The sequence below is a fragment of the Peribacillus muralis genome, assembly GCF_001439925.1.
GTDB classification, from domain to species: domain Bacteria; phylum Bacillota; class Bacilli; order Bacillales; family DSM-1321; genus Peribacillus; species Peribacillus muralis.
Map to the genome: position 1 here is coordinate 26,081 of NZ_LMBV01000018.1, position 18,756 is coordinate 44,836.

18 protein-coding genes are annotated in these 18,756 nt (G+C 39.5%); 2 read left to right on the top strand and 16 right to left on the bottom strand.

What is annotated here, in order from left to right:
• Window positions 1-1,059, bottom strand: coding sequence for an alkene reductase (locus ASU00_RS18005; RefSeq protein WP_082630431.1), 1,059 nt, complete (start codon window positions 1,057-1,059; stop codon window positions 1-3).
• A 241-nt stretch (window positions 1,060-1,300) separates the two neighbouring features.
• Between ASU00_RS18005 and ASU00_RS18010 the strand changes: the two genes are divergently transcribed.
• Window positions 1,301-2,143 (top strand): alpha/beta fold hydrolase, encoded by an 843-nt coding sequence (locus ASU00_RS18010; protein WP_057914873.1) that lies wholly within the window; start codon window positions 1,301-1,303, stop codon window positions 2,141-2,143.
• 118 nt (window positions 2,144-2,261) lie between these two features.
• Here ASU00_RS18010 and ASU00_RS18015 read toward each other — a convergent pair whose 3' ends face one another.
• The 5 genes from ASU00_RS18015 to speB form a co-directional block, all read right to left on the bottom strand.
• The gene (locus tag ASU00_RS18015; protein ID WP_057914874.1) at window positions 2,262-3,692 is read right to left on the bottom strand and encodes an MDR family MFS transporter; all 1,431 of its coding nucleotides are present in this window, start codon (window positions 3,690-3,692) and stop codon (window positions 2,262-2,264) included.
• A 48-nt stretch (window positions 3,693-3,740) separates the two neighbouring features.
• Window positions 3,741-4,310: a TetR/AcrR family transcriptional regulator gene (locus ASU00_RS18020; RefSeq protein ID WP_057914875.1), complete on the bottom strand. Its 570-nt coding sequence runs from the start codon at window positions 4,308-4,310 to the stop codon at window positions 3,741-3,743.
• A 196-nt stretch (window positions 4,311-4,506) separates the two neighbouring features.
• Window positions 4,507-4,599, bottom strand: a complete 93-nt coding sequence (locus ASU00_RS26380; protein WP_220126990.1) for a putative holin-like toxin — start codon at window positions 4,597-4,599, stop codon at window positions 4,507-4,509.
• 435 nt (window positions 4,600-5,034) lie between these two features.
• A complete protein-coding gene (locus ASU00_RS18025; RefSeq protein WP_057914876.1) occupies window positions 5,035-6,468 on the bottom strand; it encodes a sodium:solute symporter family protein in 1,434 nt (477 codons plus the stop codon).
• A 70-nt stretch (window positions 6,469-6,538) separates the two neighbouring features.
• On the bottom strand, window positions 6,539-7,537 hold the full coding sequence (gene speB / locus ASU00_RS18030) for an agmatinase (protein ID WP_057914877.1): 999 nt from the start codon (window positions 7,535-7,537) through the stop codon (window positions 6,539-6,541).
• Between the two features lie 218 nt (window positions 7,538-7,755).
• On the opposite strand from speB, the gene ASU00_RS18035 reads away from it, so the two are divergent.
• Window positions 7,756-9,159 (top strand): sigma-54 interaction domain-containing protein, encoded by a 1,404-nt coding sequence (locus tag ASU00_RS18035; RefSeq protein ID WP_057914878.1) that lies wholly within the window; start codon window positions 7,756-7,758, stop codon window positions 9,157-9,159.
• A 440-nt stretch (window positions 9,160-9,599) separates the two neighbouring features.
• On the opposite strand, the gene ASU00_RS26715 is transcribed toward ASU00_RS18035, so the two are convergent.
• The 10 genes from ASU00_RS26715 to lacC all read right to left on the bottom strand — a co-directional run bounded on the left by ASU00_RS26715 (window position 9,600) and on the right by lacC (window position 18,674).
• The gene (locus ASU00_RS26715) at window positions 9,600-9,728 is read right to left on the bottom strand and encodes a hypothetical protein (RefSeq protein ID WP_269085335.1); all 129 of its coding nucleotides are present in this window, start codon (window positions 9,726-9,728) and stop codon (window positions 9,600-9,602) included.
• A gap of 271 nt (window positions 9,729-9,999) precedes the next feature.
• Window positions 10,000-10,179, bottom strand: a complete 180-nt coding sequence (locus tag ASU00_RS18040) for an IDEAL domain-containing protein (protein WP_057914879.1) — start codon at window positions 10,177-10,179, stop codon at window positions 10,000-10,002.
• Window positions 10,180-10,951: 772 nt separating this feature from the next.
• On the bottom strand, window positions 10,952-11,368 hold the full coding sequence (locus tag ASU00_RS18045) for a DUF3021 domain-containing protein (RefSeq protein WP_057914880.1): 417 nt from the start codon (window positions 11,366-11,368) through the stop codon (window positions 10,952-10,954).
• Entirely contained in the window at window positions 11,368-11,823 is a 456-nt protein-coding gene (locus ASU00_RS18050; RefSeq protein ID WP_057914881.1) for a LytTR family DNA-binding domain-containing protein, read from the bottom strand. Before ASU00_RS18050 ends, ASU00_RS18045 begins: the two co-directional genes overlap by 1 nt.
• Window positions 11,824-12,048: 225 nt before the next feature.
• Window positions 12,049-12,534, bottom strand: coding sequence for a PaaI family thioesterase (locus tag ASU00_RS18060; protein WP_057914883.1), 486 nt, complete (start codon window positions 12,532-12,534; stop codon window positions 12,049-12,051).
• 365 nt (window positions 12,535-12,899) lie between these two features.
• Window positions 12,900-14,690, bottom strand: a complete 1,791-nt coding sequence (locus tag ASU00_RS18065; protein WP_057914884.1) for a glycosyltransferase family protein — start codon at window positions 14,688-14,690, stop codon at window positions 12,900-12,902.
• Window positions 14,691-14,727: 37 nt separating this feature from the next.
• Entirely contained in the window at window positions 14,728-15,051 is a 324-nt protein-coding gene (locus tag ASU00_RS18070; RefSeq protein WP_057914885.1) for a hypothetical protein, read from the bottom strand.
• Window positions 15,052-15,071: 20 nt separating this feature from the next.
• Window positions 15,072-16,256, bottom strand: a complete 1,185-nt coding sequence (locus ASU00_RS18075) for a glycosyltransferase family 4 protein (protein ID WP_057914886.1) — start codon at window positions 16,254-16,256, stop codon at window positions 15,072-15,074.
• 480 nt (window positions 16,257-16,736) lie between these two features.
• Entirely contained in the window at window positions 16,737-17,723 is a 987-nt protein-coding gene (gene lacD / locus ASU00_RS18080) for a tagatose-bisphosphate aldolase (RefSeq protein ID WP_057914887.1), read from the bottom strand.
• Window positions 17,724-17,738: 15 nt separating this feature from the next.
• Window positions 17,739-18,674 (bottom strand): tagatose-6-phosphate kinase, encoded by a 936-nt coding sequence (gene lacC / locus ASU00_RS18085; RefSeq protein ID WP_057914888.1) that lies wholly within the window; start codon window positions 18,672-18,674, stop codon window positions 17,739-17,741.
• Window positions 18,675-18,756 lie beyond the last annotated feature (82 nt).

An 18,756-nucleotide genomic window follows, 5' to 3' on the forward strand; every position in this document is an offset into this window, starting at 1 on the left:
TTAAATTAGTTGGCCTAAATGTTGCTTTGCTTCGTAATCAACAAGTGCTTCATCTTGCTTGATTTTTGTTAGGTAATCAGGATTGGCGATGAGCGGACGGCCTATTGCCGCAACATCAATGATGCCTTTTTCCAATGCTGCTTCTGCTGTTTCAGGGTCAAATCCGCCGACACCCACTATCACTCCATCCCAGTGTCTGCGTACCAATTCATGCAAAGTCGCTCCTCCGGCAATCGGTTTGGTGAATTCCATCGTGGACGGATGGATCATTTTGACGCCCGTTTCTTTAAATGCTTCAACAAATGTTTCAATCGCTTGTTCTGGTTCTTCCCACATATATGTTGGTTGATCTATTTTAAAAGCCGAAAAACGGATGAGGGTCCGGTCCGCTCCTACCGCATCGATGACAGCACTTAGCACTTCCTTCAAGAATGTCAGGCGCTGTTTTAAATCACCGCCATACCGGTCCGTTCTTTTATTGGATGTGTCGGAATTAAACTGATCAATCAAGTAGCCGTGGGCACCATGAATTTCTACACCGTCAAAGCCAGCCTCGATTGCGTTTTTCGCCGCTTGTTTATATTGATCCACCACTTGTGCAATATCTTGTTCAGTCATTTCTTCAGGCCTATCATAGGGCTTTCCAAATCGCGAAACCTTTCCTTCGGCAGCGATGGGAGATGGAGCCTGTGGAGGAAGCCCTCCAGCAATTTCGTGGTGGCTTGCTCGGCCGACATGCCAAATTTGCGCAATGATCGTTCCGCCTTCAGCATGTACAGATTCCGTCACCTTTTTCCATCCATTGATTTGCTCTTGTGTATACAGCCCAGGAACACCTGGATTTCCCTTCGCTCTTGGTGATATCACTATACCTTCTGTAATGATGAGCCCGATACCATCTTGGGCTCGCTTTCTGTAATATTGTACGATCGCGTCATTCACAACACCCGTTTCGTTATCGGCAAACGACCGTGTCATGGGAGCCATCGCTGTTCTTGTTCTTAAATTCCAAGCACCAATCGTTACAGGCTCAAAGATTTTAGTCAGTAATTGATTCATTTGAATTCCTCCTGTTAAGCGCTTTGTTTTTTGATAGAAGCTAATTGTAAGTACCTGTCACTGTGTAAGATTATCCGAAAAATGAACAATATTCAAACAATTCACTCCGGTCCGAGTCCCATTTGATAAAATATGGGAGTAAAGACCAATAAAATTTAATTTTTTAGAGCATGGCAAGAAGGTATTAGACATTGTTTATATCACCCAAATCAAATTTGAAAATTCATAAGGAGGGTATTACATGTGGAAGCGTCAAATGATTGTAACGGCACGAGGTGAGTTCGAGGTTTTTGTTCAAGGTCTTGGTGAACCAGTTTGCATCACTCATTTATATAGCGAATTCAATGAACTTGGCTATTATTTTGCTGATACATTTGTAAATGATTTCAAAGTGTATCTTGTGAATTTAAAGGGTTCAGGACGCTCTTCCAAACCAGTGGTAGGCGCAGAAATGAGCATGAAAGAATCAGTTGTTGACTTAGAAGCCATTAGGGAAGAATTAGGATTGGAGCAATGGGGATTTGCCGGGCATTCTACTGGCGGCATGCTCGGTTTGGTCTATGCAACCTGCTTTCCTGATTCCCTCTCAAAGGTAATGGTCGGAGGGGCAACCGCTACAAACAAATATATGGAGCATGAAGGAAGCATGTACAGTCCAAGCAGTCCTCTTAATAAAAAGTGGAAAGAAATATTCACTATTTTGGAATCTTCCGATCAAACAACTGCGATAAAAAGATCTGCCAATCGAGAATGGACGGATATGTCCCTATACGATAAACGAAAACGAGACGGATATTTTCAAAAACCTTCTAGCGGCAGAGTCGTTCAAAGGAGGTTAGATTACTTTTCCTTTTATGACTTACCTAATTTTGATATACGAGACGAACTAACTAGGGTTAGAATTCCTGCTATCGTTTATTGTGGACGCTATGATGCACAATGCCCTTTGATTTTCTCTGAAGACATTGACGTTCGATTGAAGAATTCGAAGCTTTATATTTTTGAAGAAAGTAACCACTTTCCTTACCTCGAAGAAAAAGAAGGTTTTATGACTATGGTTTCTGATTTTAGGATGATGAATTGAATTCAGTCCCTAAAAAAGATGCCGCCTGTAAAATACAGACAGCATCTCCTTTGGGTTGAATAGCTCTTAAGAAAATGTCCTTTATAAAGGGGATATTCTCTTGCTGACCTTTTTGTTTTTATTCTTCGCGTGCCGTTTTAATAAAGAATGAAAGTATCAAACCGGCAATGGCAATGACAAGACCGAAAATGAAGGCATCCTGAACTCCCGCCGTCAAAGAACCGCTTATGGCTGAAGGATCGAAAGGATTTTCTGCACTTTCCATATAGTTTTTTTGGGATGCTGACATGATGGTAATGGCAACCGTCGTTCCGATTGCACCCGATACTTGCTGCAATGTATTCATGAGTGCCGTGCCATCAGGATATAGATTTTTCGGCAGTTGATTCAGCCCGTTAGTCTGGGCAGGCATCATGACCATCGAAACACCAATCATCAGGAAGGTATGCATGGCGATCACCATGATGATCGACGTTTCAGTCGTTACGTTCGTCAACGTCCATAACATGGCTATCATGATAATGAAGCCTGGAATCACTAAGCCTCTCGGGCCGAACTTATCAAAAATGCGACCTGTTATCGGAGACATGATACCATTAAGCACACCGCCCGGTAAAAGTACAAGTCCGGCGGAAAATGCTGCTAAGGTCAGTCCCGTTTGCAGGTAAAGCGGTAAAAGGATCATTGAAGACATGATGATCATGAACGTAATGAATACGGTCAATAGCCCTAATGTGAACATGGGATATTTAAACACGCGCAAGTCGATCATCGGTTTATCCATATTGAATTGTCTTACGGCAAACAGGAATAAAGCTATAACACCTACAATGAGCGAGGAAAGAACGATTACATCGCTCCAGCCTTGATCACCTACAATACTAAAACCATAAACGATTCCCCCAAAACCGATTGTCGACAAGATTATGGAAGCTACATCGATTTTTGGCTTGGTGATGGACGAAACGTTTTGCATATACTTGAGACCAAAAAGCAATGCTATTACAAAAAACGGTAAAGATACCCAGAATATATAGTTCCATTTCAAATTTTCGATGATCAAGCCTGAAACGGTGGGGCCGATTGCAGGTGCAAACATAATCACTAGCCCCATCAAGCCCATCGTCGCTCCCCGTTTATGAATCGGGAAAATCACCAAAATCGTATTGAACATGAGCGGCAATAAAAGACCGGTTCCGATTGCCTGAATGACACGTGCGAGCATCAAGATGCCGAAACCAGGTGCCATCGCTGCAATGAGCGTCCCGATGATGGAAAACACCATGGCTGCAATGAATAGCTGGCGTGTACTGAACCATTGAATCAAGAGCCCGGAAACGGGAACTAATATTCCCAAAGTCAATAAGTAACCCGTTGTCAGCCATTGCACAGTGGAAGGGCTGATGGTGAACTCCTGTATTAAGTCCCCTAGCGCCATATTTAAAGCGGTCTCACTGAATAAACCGATGAATCCTGCCATTAAAAACGATATTAAAATAGGTGTCGTCCTTATCGCCGGACTCTGCTGCTGTGTTGCATCTGTAGACATAAAATGAATTCCTCCAATTACTTAAGCTAAATATTTTTTTCGTATGACTTATTTAGTTGCCAACAATAAGGGGATTTGTTCGGCTATCGCTTTTAGCGGCTCCCCATTTTTCGCCGTTAAAGATAGAAGGATGCCGCCTTCAATCAAGGCATTAATGACGATACTCAATTCCTTTGATCGTTTCTCGCTGTAATTCGCCTCGAGTAACTTCTGCACATAAATGGCTTGCCAATCTTCCATCGCCTCTTGACAGGCTGTTCTTATCGGCTCGCTTGTCGTAAATGTTTCCGCCGCTATCGTCCCGATCGGCAGTCCCAATAGATTTTTTTCGCCAAAAATTCCCGATATATGAAGAATATGAGCCTGGATCGCTTGAATTGGGTCTTCAAACTCCCCAAACCCCCGTTCAATTTCATCTATGACAATTTCCTTCGTATGATTGACCGCTTCAATCGCCAATTGCTCCTTGCCCTTCGGAAAATAATGATAAAGGGAACCTTTAGGGACCCCACTTTCCTCAATGATGTCCTTAAGCCCTACACCATAATAGCCGCGTATTCGAAAAAGTCGTGAAGCAACCTCAATAAGAATGTCTTTTGAGTTTTTTTTGCCTGCCATAGCTGGATCACTCCTTAAAAATTATAACAACCAGTCTATATAACTATAATGATATAGCTTCGTTTTGTCAAAGCTGAACATTTGAGAAATCCAAGATTGGCAACAACAAAAAGAACACCTTCTAATGGTGTCCTCTTTTGGGTTATATGAGTGAATGGTGGGAATCGTAACCTTAATACGGGACTTTTTCAATACTTCAAGGATTTTTATCATGATTTTTGAAATCAAGAATAGCAATTACAAACATGCCAAAGCTTAGCATCAGGGAAATAACTTCGAAAGTACCCATTCATACATCGCCTCCTTACATCAAGCTTTTCCTGATTGGAGATTGTCCTATACAGAAAAAACTTGAGGAAGTGGCCACTATACAAAAGTTTACAATAATGCTGTAAAAAAAGGGGAGGAACTACAATCGCTTCCGGCCTCGCCTTATGGATATCCGAATGCATGACGAAGGCAGCGATATTCACTGAATGTTCCCCCTCCACAATATCTTATGATTTACCAATTTAAGACTTGAAACGGAAATTTGACTAAAGTGCATCCCGAACGGATTGATCAAAAATGGTTTGTATATTTCGGGTCTCGTACCGTGAAGCCCCGCTATCCGTTCATTGAAGCCAAACTTTGAATCCGTTCTTTCCAGTGACGGCGCTCTTATCAAGTGGGGATTGCAGAGGAATTGTCTTTTTCATTTTTCGTCTCCCCTCTAAATAGTCCATCAATTGGCAATATCTACGCCTTTGCCTTTTATATCTTTAGTTGCATCACCTTTAGTTAAGATTTCGTTTTGAGGACTTAGCAAAGTAAGGGCAGTGATGACGACAAAGCTTGTAGCAAGTCCATATAAAATCGGACCAGTCGAGGAAGGACCTTTTATGACCAATCCGACGATGATAACGATCATGCTCGCCAGAATGGAGTAGAATGCAGCTTTAGCCGTGACCCTCTTCCAAAAGAAGCCAAGAATGATCGGAAAGAATACGGCGCCCGATAAGATTGCGTAGGCTACATCCAATGCTACTAAAATATCTTGAATCCAGATTGAAACGATGATGGTCATCACACCAATCGTCAAAGTCGTGATTCGTGATGTTTTTACAAATTGACGTTCGCTCATTCCTGGACCGATATATTTTTTTATGAGGTCATTGACGACTAAAGTGGATGAAGCGAGCAATGTTCCTGATGCAGTGGACATCAGGGCAGAGACCACACTCGCAATGACAACTCCCAATAGCCCGACAGGCAATGTTTCCATCGCGATACTTGTAAACGCATTTTGCGGATCGCCTAAATCAGGAAGGATAATAAAAGCGCACATTCCAATGATACTGATTGCTATTGCATAAAAAACGCTGTATATTCCAGCTCCAATCGTTCCACTGCGGGAGATGGCTTTGGTTCGTGCCGTAAAAAGGCGCTGCCAAATATCTTGTGCCACAACTACCCCTAATGTAAATAATAAAAAATATTGAAAGATCGTGCCTCCGCCGATGTTGCCTAATTCGAAATGTGATGCCGGGAGATTCTCTTGAAGCGAGCTCCACCCTCCTGCCTTGAAAATGCTCATTGGAAGCATGATAAGGAAGATACCGATTGTCATGATGACGAATTGGATTACATCCGTCATGGTAACTGACCACATTCCGCCTAATATTGTATAAAATAAAACGATTCCGCCCCCGACTATCATGGAAACCGTTAAGTTCCAGCCAGCCAAAATATGTAATATTGTCCCCATTCCGATCACTTGCGTTACAGTCAGCATGAAGGTATAGATGACCGAGACCAAGGCACTGATCAGACGTGTTTGGGAATTGTACCGCTTCTCAAGCATTTCACTGATCGTCAGCACTTTTAAATCAAAAATCTTATTTGTTAAAAATAGGCCGATAGCAATAATGCCCAGCCCGATCATCACGACGAGCCAAATACCTGATATACCAAACTGATAACCTAACTTTGCCGTACCTAAAGTGGAAGCTCCACCTAATATCACCGCCGCTAAACACGATAAATACATGAAATGACCAAGATTACGCCCTGCTACAATGAAATCATCCGCCGTTTTTGCCCGTTTCGATCCGATTACCCCTACAATGATTAAAACAGAAAAATATAGAATCATGATTGATATATCCAAAATTTGCATGTACACATCTCCTTTAGGGGTTTGTTTTTTAGCGCTTCCGTTTAAAATGGGTTTTCATCGATTCCTCCCATTAGTTGTTAAGATGTTTTTCCAAATCTTGCACCTTCTCCAATTTATCCTGCTTACCTTTTTTCGCAAGTGCGATAAGTGTAATGAATTCATAGACAATGTTGGCGGCTGCGGCTGCGGTGAGTTGTCCATGATCGTACGCCGGTAAAACCTCGACAAGATCGAAGCCTACGAAATCAATATCCGTCAAGCCCCTGATGAACGCTAATGCATCATCAATGCTCGCCCCTGAAACCTCAGGCGTCCCTGTTCCTGGTGCATATACCGGATCTAAAAAATCAATATCAAATGATAAAAAGACCGGACCGTCCGCTACCCGCTCATGGATGACCTCCAGCATCTTTTCGACGCCGATCTTTTTATAGTCATTCGTTGTATAAACACCCAAGCCCAAGTCCCGGGCATCCTGCAAATCCTCCGGTCCATACAGACCACCCCTCATGCCAATTTGAAGAGATCGCGATACATCGATGAGACCCTCTTCTATCGCGCGGCGAAAAACGGTTCCGTGGTTATACTTTTGATCGAAATAACTATCCCACGTATCGGAGTGGGCATCGAATTGCAGCAGGGCAACCGGTCCATGTTTTTTTACGATTGCACGCAGCTCCCCTAACGTAATGGAATGGTCGCCTCCCAATGAAATCGGAATGATCCCTTTTTCAATAACTGGTGTAAGCTCAGTTTCGATCTTATTATAAGTTTCAGATATATAGCCAGGAACAACCGGAATATCCCCATAATCAACTCCAGATATATAATCAAAAATATTAATATCTTGTTCTGGATTATATGGTCGTAATAGAATGGAAAAATCCCGAATCGCTCCTGGTCCGAATCTTGACCCCGTCCTAAATGATTGCCCGGAATCAAAAGGAATTCCCGTAATGACAAAATCCATATGTTCATCAACCTGTTCAACGAATGGGAGCCGCATAAACGTCCTCACTCCACAAAAACGGGGTGAATTGAATGAGTCTTTCGGTTGATATTTCATCATGTAACATCCTCCTAAGTTTCTACTATTATTTTCATCTTACCTTTACATAAGCAAGAATCGCGCCAACTAGTCAGCAGCCATTTATGGCGGTTTTTCGGTTTTCTTTCCTATTGATTGATTAAAAGATTAATCAACGCCCCTTTTTTTGATTTACTTTTTGATTATTCAAACTTTATGATTTATATTTTAATTAACAGCAGTCGAAAGGAGTCGAAATCATGAAAGACGAAATGCTTGAGGAAGAATTACAAAAGATCATTGAAACCTCGAATAATAATATCCTGATTACCGATCAAGATGGAATCATTTTATATTCCAACCCAAAGCTGTGGGAGATTTATGGCATGAAAAGTGACTCATATATAGGAGCCTCCGTTTATCAATTTGAGAAAGATGGCCTGCTCTCCCCCTCCATCAATGCGCTTGTTTTAAAAGAAAAGAAAGCAAAACGAATCATGCAGCAAACAAAAACGGGTCATGTCGTCATGTCGACAGGCTATCCTATATTCAATAAAGATGGCATTCTTACGAGGGTAATCAGCTATGGTCAGGATCAAACCGAGATCCTGCAATTGCAGGACCAATTTGAGCACTTACAAAGAAAAGTAAAAGGCTATCAAACGGAAGTCGAGGATTTGAGGGAAAAGGAGCTGGATCACCATGATATGATCGCGAGGAGTAACGAAACGAAGCATATTATAAAAACGCTCCATAATGTTGCGAAGACCGATGCCACAATTCTCTTATTGGGCCCTTCAGGGGTAGGAAAAAGTACATTTGCCCGTGCAATACATAATCAAAGCAACCGAAAGAGAGAACCTTTCATTGAAGTAAATTGCAGCACGATACCTGATAGCTTGTTTGAATCAGAGATATTCGGCTATGAACCAGGCGCATTTACAGGGGCAAGCACGCAAGGAAGCCAGGGCCTGATTGAACAGGCTGACAGCGGAACCCTTTTCTTGGATGAAATCGGGGAGCTCCCACTTGCCATGCAAGCTAAATTATTGAAAGTGTTACAAGAAAAAAAGCTAAAGCGGCTCGGAGGGAAGAAAGAAATCCAAATTAACTTTCGCCTTGTAGCAGCAACAAATCAAGATATAAAGAAGATGGTGAGTGAAGGCAAGTTTAGGCTCGATTTATATTATCGATTGAATGTAATTCCAATCCAGATTCCGGCATTACATGAACGTAAAGAGGATATCCCTCTCTTAATACAACATTACTTACGTAAAACCAATACTAAATACCATAAGTCCAAAAAAATCCACCCCTCGACATATGAAGTGCTGACGCATTATGATTGGCCCGGAAATATACGCGAATTGGAAAATTTAATTGAACGACTAATCCTGACCATTGAGGAAACCATTATATTTCCGGAACACTTGCCTCATTCCATCACAGGCCAAATCGAACAGCCTGAAGATTGCTCATTGCTGGAAATTGACCAGAAATGGGAAGAGAAATTCGATTTAAAGAGGACATTGGAAAAGGTTGAAATCCAACTGCTTGCTAAAGCATCGAAGCAATGTAAAACCACTTATGAACTGGCAGATCACTTGGGCATCAGTCAGCCAACCGTCATCTATAAATTAAAGAAATACAAAAAGTTTTTTTAATGCAATAAAAGCACCTATACAGAAAAACCATTCACTTCTGGTTTCCGGATTGCTGCAGCTTATCGGTTCCGGCTTTTGAATACTGTATCGTTGGACAAAAATGAGTAAAAAAAAGGGCCCCCATAAATGGGAGCCTGAAATTTCAGTGAAGGTAAAGCTATTGTATGTAAAAGGCGACCATTCCGCTTCCCACAGCACGGCGATAGCAAAAAAACATATTTCCACCCTTACTAATAAATATGGAAAAATATAGTCTCAGTTTAAAAACTTAAACTAATTAAAATTGATTGGAGTGGAAATCAACCACACTGCATTACTTGTTGATTAGCAAAAAAGTATTTGAAAACGAAAAGGTCGATAACTACTCTTCATTATCGATCATTAAGAAAAAATAAAAATGAATCAGGAAGCGCTGAGCACTTTCTGATTCATTATCTGTTTTATCTTTTATCCGGAAGGTTTTTGGGAACATAATCATTCAGTTTGTTGAATAAAGACGTAATGTAGGAGTTGAGTTCAAATCGACCCTCCTGTACAAATTCAGCTAGCGACACTCCATTCTTTTTCATATCTTTTCCCCCTTTTAGCATGTCATCCTGTTGCATAACCCTTTCAACCACTACTGCCTGTGAATTCAGGAATTCCCACGATCTTCTCGTATTCTTATAATTATTATACCCTTAAAAGAAAGCGCTTACAATCTAGTTGTGAAGATTCTGTAGATTCCTATATCCTTAGACTCGATTAAAGAACGTGCTAACGTTAGTATGCTTTAATGAATTTCATGATCGGAGACTTTTCTATATATGATAACCCTTGTCTGTCATTCTGCGCAAAGTTTCATGAGATGCTCTTCAATAGTTCAGTTAAACGGATGAACTCTTCCTTATCCCTATCCTTCAAGGAGTCATCGATCGCTTTTTCAATTTGTGCTTTTCTATAATCGCTTAGGGCCTTTTCCAATACCATTTCAGCCATCTCTTCAGGCTCCAGTGATGTTCCCGGCAATTGCTTCTCCATTAGAAACCAACTCCTTAACCTTTTTTCTATTATACTAAGTAACTTGGATATTATTAATATTTATTTCATTGCTTGTTTATTTATTTCCTTATCCACATGATTCCCACATTGCCACTCTTCTATACATAAAATATACTAAATGATTTTGTCATCCATCAGTTAAAATCGATCCCTTTCATTTTGCAACTTACAACTGTTACAGTAACCTAACCTTTTCTTCGATAATATCTCCCATTAATATAGAATTAATTATATCTGGCAGTTAAAATGACATGCTTTATTTAGAAAAGTCGGCAATCTATTGAAGGAAATGGACACCTCCACTAAACCATTAGAATAATCCATTTTTTTACTTATATTCACTTACTAACGATTTTGTTCATGCAAACGTACGGATTAGTTACGATGACGAACGAATCTTGCTTGGATTGTCGGTCGAATTACTAGTGATTTCGGTTGAATTATTTTGGTCTAGATCGAATTATTGGTGGTTTAGGTTGAATTATTTTGGTCTAGGTCGAATTATTTTGATCTAGGTTGAATTATTTTGGTTTAGGTCGAATTATTGGTGGTTTAGGTCGAATTCAATAGCCTGGGCTCCTGAAACTAAATCACTTACACTTAGTGAAGCCAGTAATAGTGGAAAGACAAATAAAATCCTTTAAGTTTAACCATAAGTCGCACGAAACAGGCACCGGAATTTTCAGCTGGCGCCTGTTTCTTTTTGATGTTTTAACACATCCGTATTTTCACTTCTTCTCTCAGCCATTCCTCAATTCCTTCTCTTATCAAGTCCATCATTCAATATTTTCATTTGAAAGCGAAAGTAGAGATAGAAAATTGTCCAAATGGTCACATAGAAAGGGATGAAAATCAATATACCAGTCACTAATCCTTTCATGCTGAATGAGATCCAGCCAACGAAGAAAGATAGTAGAAAGTAGAGGATGCTGACAGTTAGGAAGTGCATGGTGGTCTGAAATAATAAGCTCCATTTTTCAATTTCGAATAAGATGGTTGCCGTGCTGAAAAACCAGCCACATAATAGGCAGCCTATCGCATTTTTCACGAACATCTCACTGTCCAATGCTGTAATCTCACCAAAACCGATGACCCCAAAACACGTCAACACCATGACGAGCGCTCCAAAGCAAATTCCGACAAAGCTACTGAATAATAGTGTTTTCATCATAATCCCTTCCTTTTCCATTGAAATGCTTTCTTGATTCCTTGAACATAATGCCGGGAAACGTATTCCTTCTCCCCTGACCGGAAATATACACATAATGTCCCGTTGAAAGATGCTTCAAATTTGCTTAACTCATCAAGGTTGGCGATCACCGACTTGGACAATCTCACAAACTGATTACCAGGAAGATCCCTTTCAAGCTCGTATAATCTTTCTTTCATTTCGAACGTCCCCTGTTTCGTTCGTACCATTATGGATTCTTGTTCGGTGAACAAACAGATTATTTCCTCTGCCCGGAAAACATGCTGCATGTCTGCCTTCCGTCCAACAAAGTATGGCCTTTTCCTTTCTTTTAAGCGCTCCATCAGCTGCTCCACTTCCTCATTCCAAGTATGGTTGCGAATTAGCACTTCTATCGCCTTGACCTCCTCATCGATCTCTACCTGAATTTTCATATGTGCGGCCTCCCTTTAGCTTGTAGTTTAAGTATATTGAGAAATCGAAAAGTTAGTTTATGATTTTCGGTAACAGGTAACATATATGCCCTAACTTGTATGAAATGAACACTTACATACACTAAAAAACCGTCCAAAAAGTTGGACGGTCCGATTTCTATTAATAAGTTATACTGCATATAAAGTAAGCGCTTACTTATTTTGTTTCCAACATTCATCATTACGTTAACCTTTACTAATAAAAGTGCTTGGCATTAAGACTGCGACAACCTCTCCGCGAGCGCAAACTGTATCATTAGCAAATACTTCTGTCTCAATTCTCCATTTTTTAGGATGAATCTCATGAATTGTGCCAACGGCCATTAATGCCACATCTTTCGGGGTTGGCTTTACGAATTCCACATTTAATGAAGCAGTGACAAACCTTGGAGGCTCCGTCCCGTCCCCTACTTCATGCCCGTTTTTTCGATGCAAGGCCAACGCAGCCGAACCAGTTCCATGACAGTCAATTAGCGAAGCGATCAAGCCGCCATAGACAAATCCGGGGATGGCCATATGTTCCGGAAGCGGTCTATATATCGTCCTAGTATTCTCGCCATGCCAGCCTGTCCGAAAATGATGGCCCTTTTCATTTAATCTACCACATCCATAGCACCAGGCAAATTCGTCGGGATACTCATCTTGGATCGCTTTAAACTCTTTCTCCTCCATCGTCTATTCACCTCCTCCTTTTCAGAATATTATAATATTCAATGATACTGTAGCAGCTTCATTAATTCAATATTATGATTATCACGCTTAATTCAGTAATAGAAGTTCTGAGAATTCATTGGCATTTGACTTTTTCGCGCTAAGTGAGTGTTGAATTCTAAATGTTTTCAGTGCATTTTGCTACTCCATTTCTCGAAACAAATGACAAAAGCCCCTGTACGATAATTGATTTCAGGAGCTTTTAGTTGACCAATATAGCAATCATCCGAAAAGAATAATTTTGATTTTAGTAGTTACACTCAGCCACATTGCTTTACTATTTTTTCCGCAATGTCTATTATTTTTTTTGCAGGCTTACCATCTTATTAAAAGTTAAGCCTTTTCCTTAAATCCCAATACTTGAATGTCATCTTACCCATTTTTGACTTCGAAAGTGAATCGTATTTACGTTCAAGAGATAGATTTTGTTTTTCCATCTTGTTCATTTGTTTAAGTTGAACTGCATTCAGTTTTTTTAATTGCTTTACTTCTTTAATCAATTCTTTATTTTTCCCTTTTATTTCATTGTTTTTATTATCGACTATTATCCGTTCCTTCAATGGAATTTCGATATCTTTTGGTCTTAATTTCGGACTGCTATTGGTTTTAAATCCGATAATTTTTAAATACGGCAGGTTATTTTGAATATTTTGCTCAAAGCTTTCATCACTTTTATGAACTTGGAGGAAGGTAAAACATCCTGCTTGTTCAGCTTGAATGATTCGGCCATAACCAGACAGTTTCACTAGTTTTTCTACCTTCGTTAATTCCTCAGGCATGTTACTGAAAATATAGGTAAAAACTTCTTCAAGCTCGATTTTAGCTGCCAATTTCTTTACCTTCGATGTTGATACATGCTTATTCAGTTCTTTTAAGTCAGCTTCATCCATATAATACACATTTTCACTTTTATCTAAATAATCTGAAATACGTCTACTCCATAATAGCCCTTGCAGTTTCTTTAATGTTTCGGAAAATAAAAACTGCCTGCTAACTTGATACATTCGTTGAGCGGCAAACTCATATATATCCTGATTACATAGTGCCAATTTGACTGCGCTACGGAAATCCTTCTCTGTAACAGCATATAAAGGGTAATCTTCTCCAAAGATCTTTACATGCATTTGGGTTGGATTCATGATAACGGCCTTCCTTAACATTCCGTATTCCAACAGCTTCGTAGACAGCTCCAGACTGCTGTCCATTTCCTCACTTCTCCAAGTGATCCCGATGTCACTGTTCACGATTAATTGTTGAGCATTCTCCCTGGTCAATGCCCCGTACCATGAAAGTCCGTCTGTATTTTCCAGGAGATATTTCGCTTCCTCCTTAAACTGAGATCCATCCTTAACCCATTTGAATTTATCCCCCGCTACATCGAGTGATAGATTCGGAATCTCACGTTTTAATTCTTTAAAAGCGGTTATGATCGGGATAGTCTTCCAATCAGGGTCGAATTTTCCGGTATATACAAGTTTGTTGTTTAACCGAATCTGCCCTTCCGCTGATTCGATGTTCGGTATCATCGGGGTAAGCAGGGAAACTTTGTTTTTTTCTTTATCCAAATTTAGAATTTCAATGACAAATTCGCACATCTCTTCTGTTTGACATAAGAAATACGCACACTGTTCATATATATTTTTGATGCTCTCATATTTTTCTTCATTAACATTCTGACCGATGTGAGTCAGTCCTGTCGCATAAACTAATGTATTCTCTATGATATGCTTATGCTTGACTATTTTTTCAACAGTCTCGATGCTTCTTACAAATAACCAATCATATTCCTTTTGACTCCAATAATGAGAAATGAGCATTTGGGCTATATCAAAATCAATGACACCCCTTTTCACCCATTCTTCTTCGGTCGCATAAAAAAAAGGATCAACAAAAGGATTAATAATCTTGATGTTGTCAAACTTTTCAAGCGGTTGTATTAAGATAGTGCGCTTGACTGGGCAAGCTAAAAGTAAATCAACCTCGATATTAGAATCTAACGCAAAAGTAGAAGCTAAGGAAGATAAAAATACGGCAGAACCATCCATTGAATTCATGTCAATAAAGCCAAATAGAAGTACTTTCATTTTTCTGTTATGCACTAATTCATGTGAACTCAAAGTTTTCACTCCAATGACTGAAATGTGATATGAATGTCTATTTTTTAATCTGTTCTTTCATAGATGATTTAAGTTCAAGGTATTTCAATGTGAACTTCCCCATATATGTAACGTTAAATTTGTGCTCCAGTACCTTAAGTCTGCGGATCTCTTTGATCAGCTTACTGTTCTCTTTTTCGGCAAACTTACTTTTTTCCAATGCTTCTCGCAACATCGTATTTTCTTTTGTAACGCTCTCAATAAGGTTTTGTTTTTCAGTATCATTGCTCTCGATAAGCTCCAATGTCATGGACATCATGTTTTTCATTTGTATTTCTAGTTCATCATACATCGTTTTCCAATAAACATTTCGTTCGTCCATATTGAAAAAACTCCCCTCCATTAACCTACGATAAGCTCTAATTCTCTTTTAATGACAACATCTACGGCACATTTGTCGCGAATCGACTGCGATGCCTGTTTTGACACTCTTAAGAATACGTCCGAATTATAATATAAGCGTTCTATTGCATCGGCAATTTCAATAGGTGATTCAGGTTTTGCAAGAAGGCCAGAAACATCATGTTCCACAAATTCCGGGATTGCGGTAATATTTGTGGAAATCGGCACTAGTCCACTGGACATGGCCTCACACATGGAAACCCCTTGTGAGTCCAAACGGGTTGGGCAAAGGAAAATACCATACTCCTTATGTAATGCAGCGATTTGTTCTTGAGATAGGAAGCCTTTATGAATGGTTACATTCTCAAAATTACGGATTGGCTCAACGGTTTGATCGAATAACTTTCCATCACCATAAAAAGCAAACTCCAATTTATTGAAGTACGGTCTTTTTGAAAGTTCCAGCACCGCCTTCACCGATAAATCATTGGCATATTTTCGAGAAGCATAAGGTCTGATCGAAAGTACTTTTGTCCTCATTTCCACTGGCTTTTCTATAAAGGTAAACAGATTGTCATCTATTACATTGGGAATGATAACTGCATTTTTTGATTCTGTTCTCGCGTCGCATTCGGCTATATGTTCTTTGAACCATTTAGAAATATGAACAAAAGTTGTATCCAATTCATTCGTTTGATAAAACCAATTCATGAAAGAAAGTTGTTCTTCATAATAGTCGTCCGCCATTTCAAGTATCTTCCGTAAGCTTTCAGGACTTTCAAGAAAATTAAACCATCTTCTATGCCAAGATTCCGTTTCAAAACCATGTATCCAAGTAATAATTGGCAAGTCTGTGTTTGTTTCTTTTATCGCTTGTACCATTTGGGGATTCACAAAATGAATGAGCGCTTTTTTATGCACTTTATGATCCAAAAAAATGCGCAAGTGCTGTTCAGTTCCTCGATAAACAGGCACCTCTTCATACGTATATCTTTCCGCCTTTTTATAGGTAGGATGTAAAACAAAGACATCGACCTTCAAGCCCTCTTCCATATATGCCTTGACTCTTCGATGGATGAACCCATTCCGGTATAACTGCTTTTCATGTGGATAAGCATTCGTAATGATTACATATCTATCTTTATCGGTAAATATATGCTCATTTAGATTTATAGATTGCTCCATGTTGTTCACTCCTACCATATATTCTTCTGTATATATAAGATTTATAGAAGACACCTATCCAAAACCTATTTCACTTTTAAAAGATTATAACAAACGTGTATTACTGAACATTGACAGCAATACGAGAAGTATGTAAATAAAAGTAAAGTTTTCATTAACTTTTATATATTTTTGTATAGGAAAAGGGCATGTGGGTACACGTTAATTTTTGAGAGCCTGATTGCCGAAGGTTTTACTGAACATGAAGATATCTCTATAAATCAAGGATTAGTGTTCAATTTCATTAAAGTAAAAACGACACTTAACATCATGTGAAAAAACTCTGGAGAATCTATTATTCTCCAGAGTTTTTTCACATGAAATATTGATTGTAATATTAACCCCCACCATACTCACCCTCGAACTTATACTAAATATAATTTCGAAACTGAAATAATCACTTTTTTTCTCTGTAATTTCTGTCTTAATGAAATTGAACCTTTATTTTATTTTCCCAAACCAGGATTCGGCTGTCTTTTTTAATACGACATTCAGTTGTTCAATATTTCTTTTACCTGTATCTTGTAACCAGACACGTCCTGCTTGTTCTCCATCTATAGCAAAAGGTGCCACACCATCTTTCCAGGTTGCCCGGCCACATAACACACCGTTAAAGGTAGAACCGGATTCTTTCGCAAATTTCAGTGTTTCTTGGAATAGCTTTGCACTTACTCCGGCACTCAAGAAGATAAACGGCAGTTCTGTTGCTTCACTTTGTTCTTTGAAAAGGAAGGCAGCTTCTTCTTTACTGTAAACAGGTTCACCTTCCGTATACCCTTCCACAAAGTTCATATCTACCGGAACTTCAACTTTCAACACATCGACTTGGTATTGAGGTTTGGAGAACTCCCTCATGGCCCCAATCACTTTAATCGGTTTCACTTTTGCGTACTCTTTACTTTTCGCATCATCGTTTTTAGCATCATACGAGATAATTTCCAGGAAAAACGGAAGATCTTCAGCCGCACACTCCGATCCAACACGTTCCATATAGACATGCTTAGAGTTATTAATTCTTTCTTCTTCATCGACATCATAATATAGTAAGAATTTGATAGCATCTGCGCCGGCTTCTTTCAACCGTTTCACTGACCATTCCGGTAATAAATCAGGTAAACGGCCCACATCTGACGCATCGTAACCAGTTTTTTCATAGGCTACTAATAAACCGGCATTCTTGTCACGGACCTTTGCTGCCTGCAGACCATATTCTGGGTCCAAAAGAATAGCTGTTGCAAGCGGTGTTAATTCCTCAGAAACCAATTTTTTGAAACGGATGATACCTTCATCTCCCACATGACTTGCATCGCCAGACGCAATCATTTTTTTCAATGAACCACGTTGATCAATGGCTAATGCTCCAATCACACCATTTTCATCGGACAAACGTTTAAGAGCTTCCAATTTATTTTTGGTTAGTTCTAACATCGGTATTCTCCTCTATCAATCTATTTTTTCAACTTTTACAAAATCAAAGTACTGTTTAAATTTGTTTAGATTAATATAACCGGTACCCTCTTCCATGGCATTTAGCATGCCTGTGGTCATAGCCGTTTTCAGTACGGACTCCACCGTTTGATTTCGGTTCAATGCCACAGCTAACCCAGCAACGGTTGCATCTCCGGACCCCACAGGATTGACCACATCTATTTCTGGAATCGTAACTTGATAATAATCGTCCCAATGCCTGACAAAGGCACCATTACCACCCATGGACACGACAATCCATTCAACCCCCTGAAAAATCTTATGGTTTAATTTTCGTTTCAAATCGATGATTCCTGCTTCCACTTCAAAGCCTAACAGCTGTGACAATTCAGCAGTATTCGGCTTGATGGCAAATGGTTTTTTCTCATGCATCAAGACTTGTTTTAACGATTCTCCTGATGAATCGACAATCACGGGCTTTCCCTTATTACGACTTATTTCAACCATCTCACGGTAAAAGTGAGTCGGTAAGCCTTGCGGTAAACTTCCTGAAATCGTTACAATTGATGCGTTTTTAAGCAAGCATTCAAATTTTTCTAAAAAATCCGCTCCTTCTTTTTCGGATAATGTGGGACCAGATTCTAAAATTTCGGTTTGCATTCCCTCATGAAGAATGGCGATACAATTTCTTGATTCCTTTTCGATTCTCAAAAAGTCATTGGGAATTTTACTTTTATTCAATTGCTGAACAATGTAATTGCCAATAGTTCCACCTAACACACCTGTAGACAAGACCTCTTCTTCCATTTGTGCGATTACTCGGGCAACATTCAAGCCCTTTCCACCAGCCGTTTTACGTACCGTTTCTACACGGTTGATATCATCAAGCTTGAATCGATCAATCGGATAAGATATATCAACTGATGGATTCATTGTTACAGCTAAAATCATCGTAATCACTCTTTCTGGTTGTTATTTAGGTAGAAACTGCAGATTGAAAATTCTGTACTTTTTTTAGAAAGTGGACCCAATG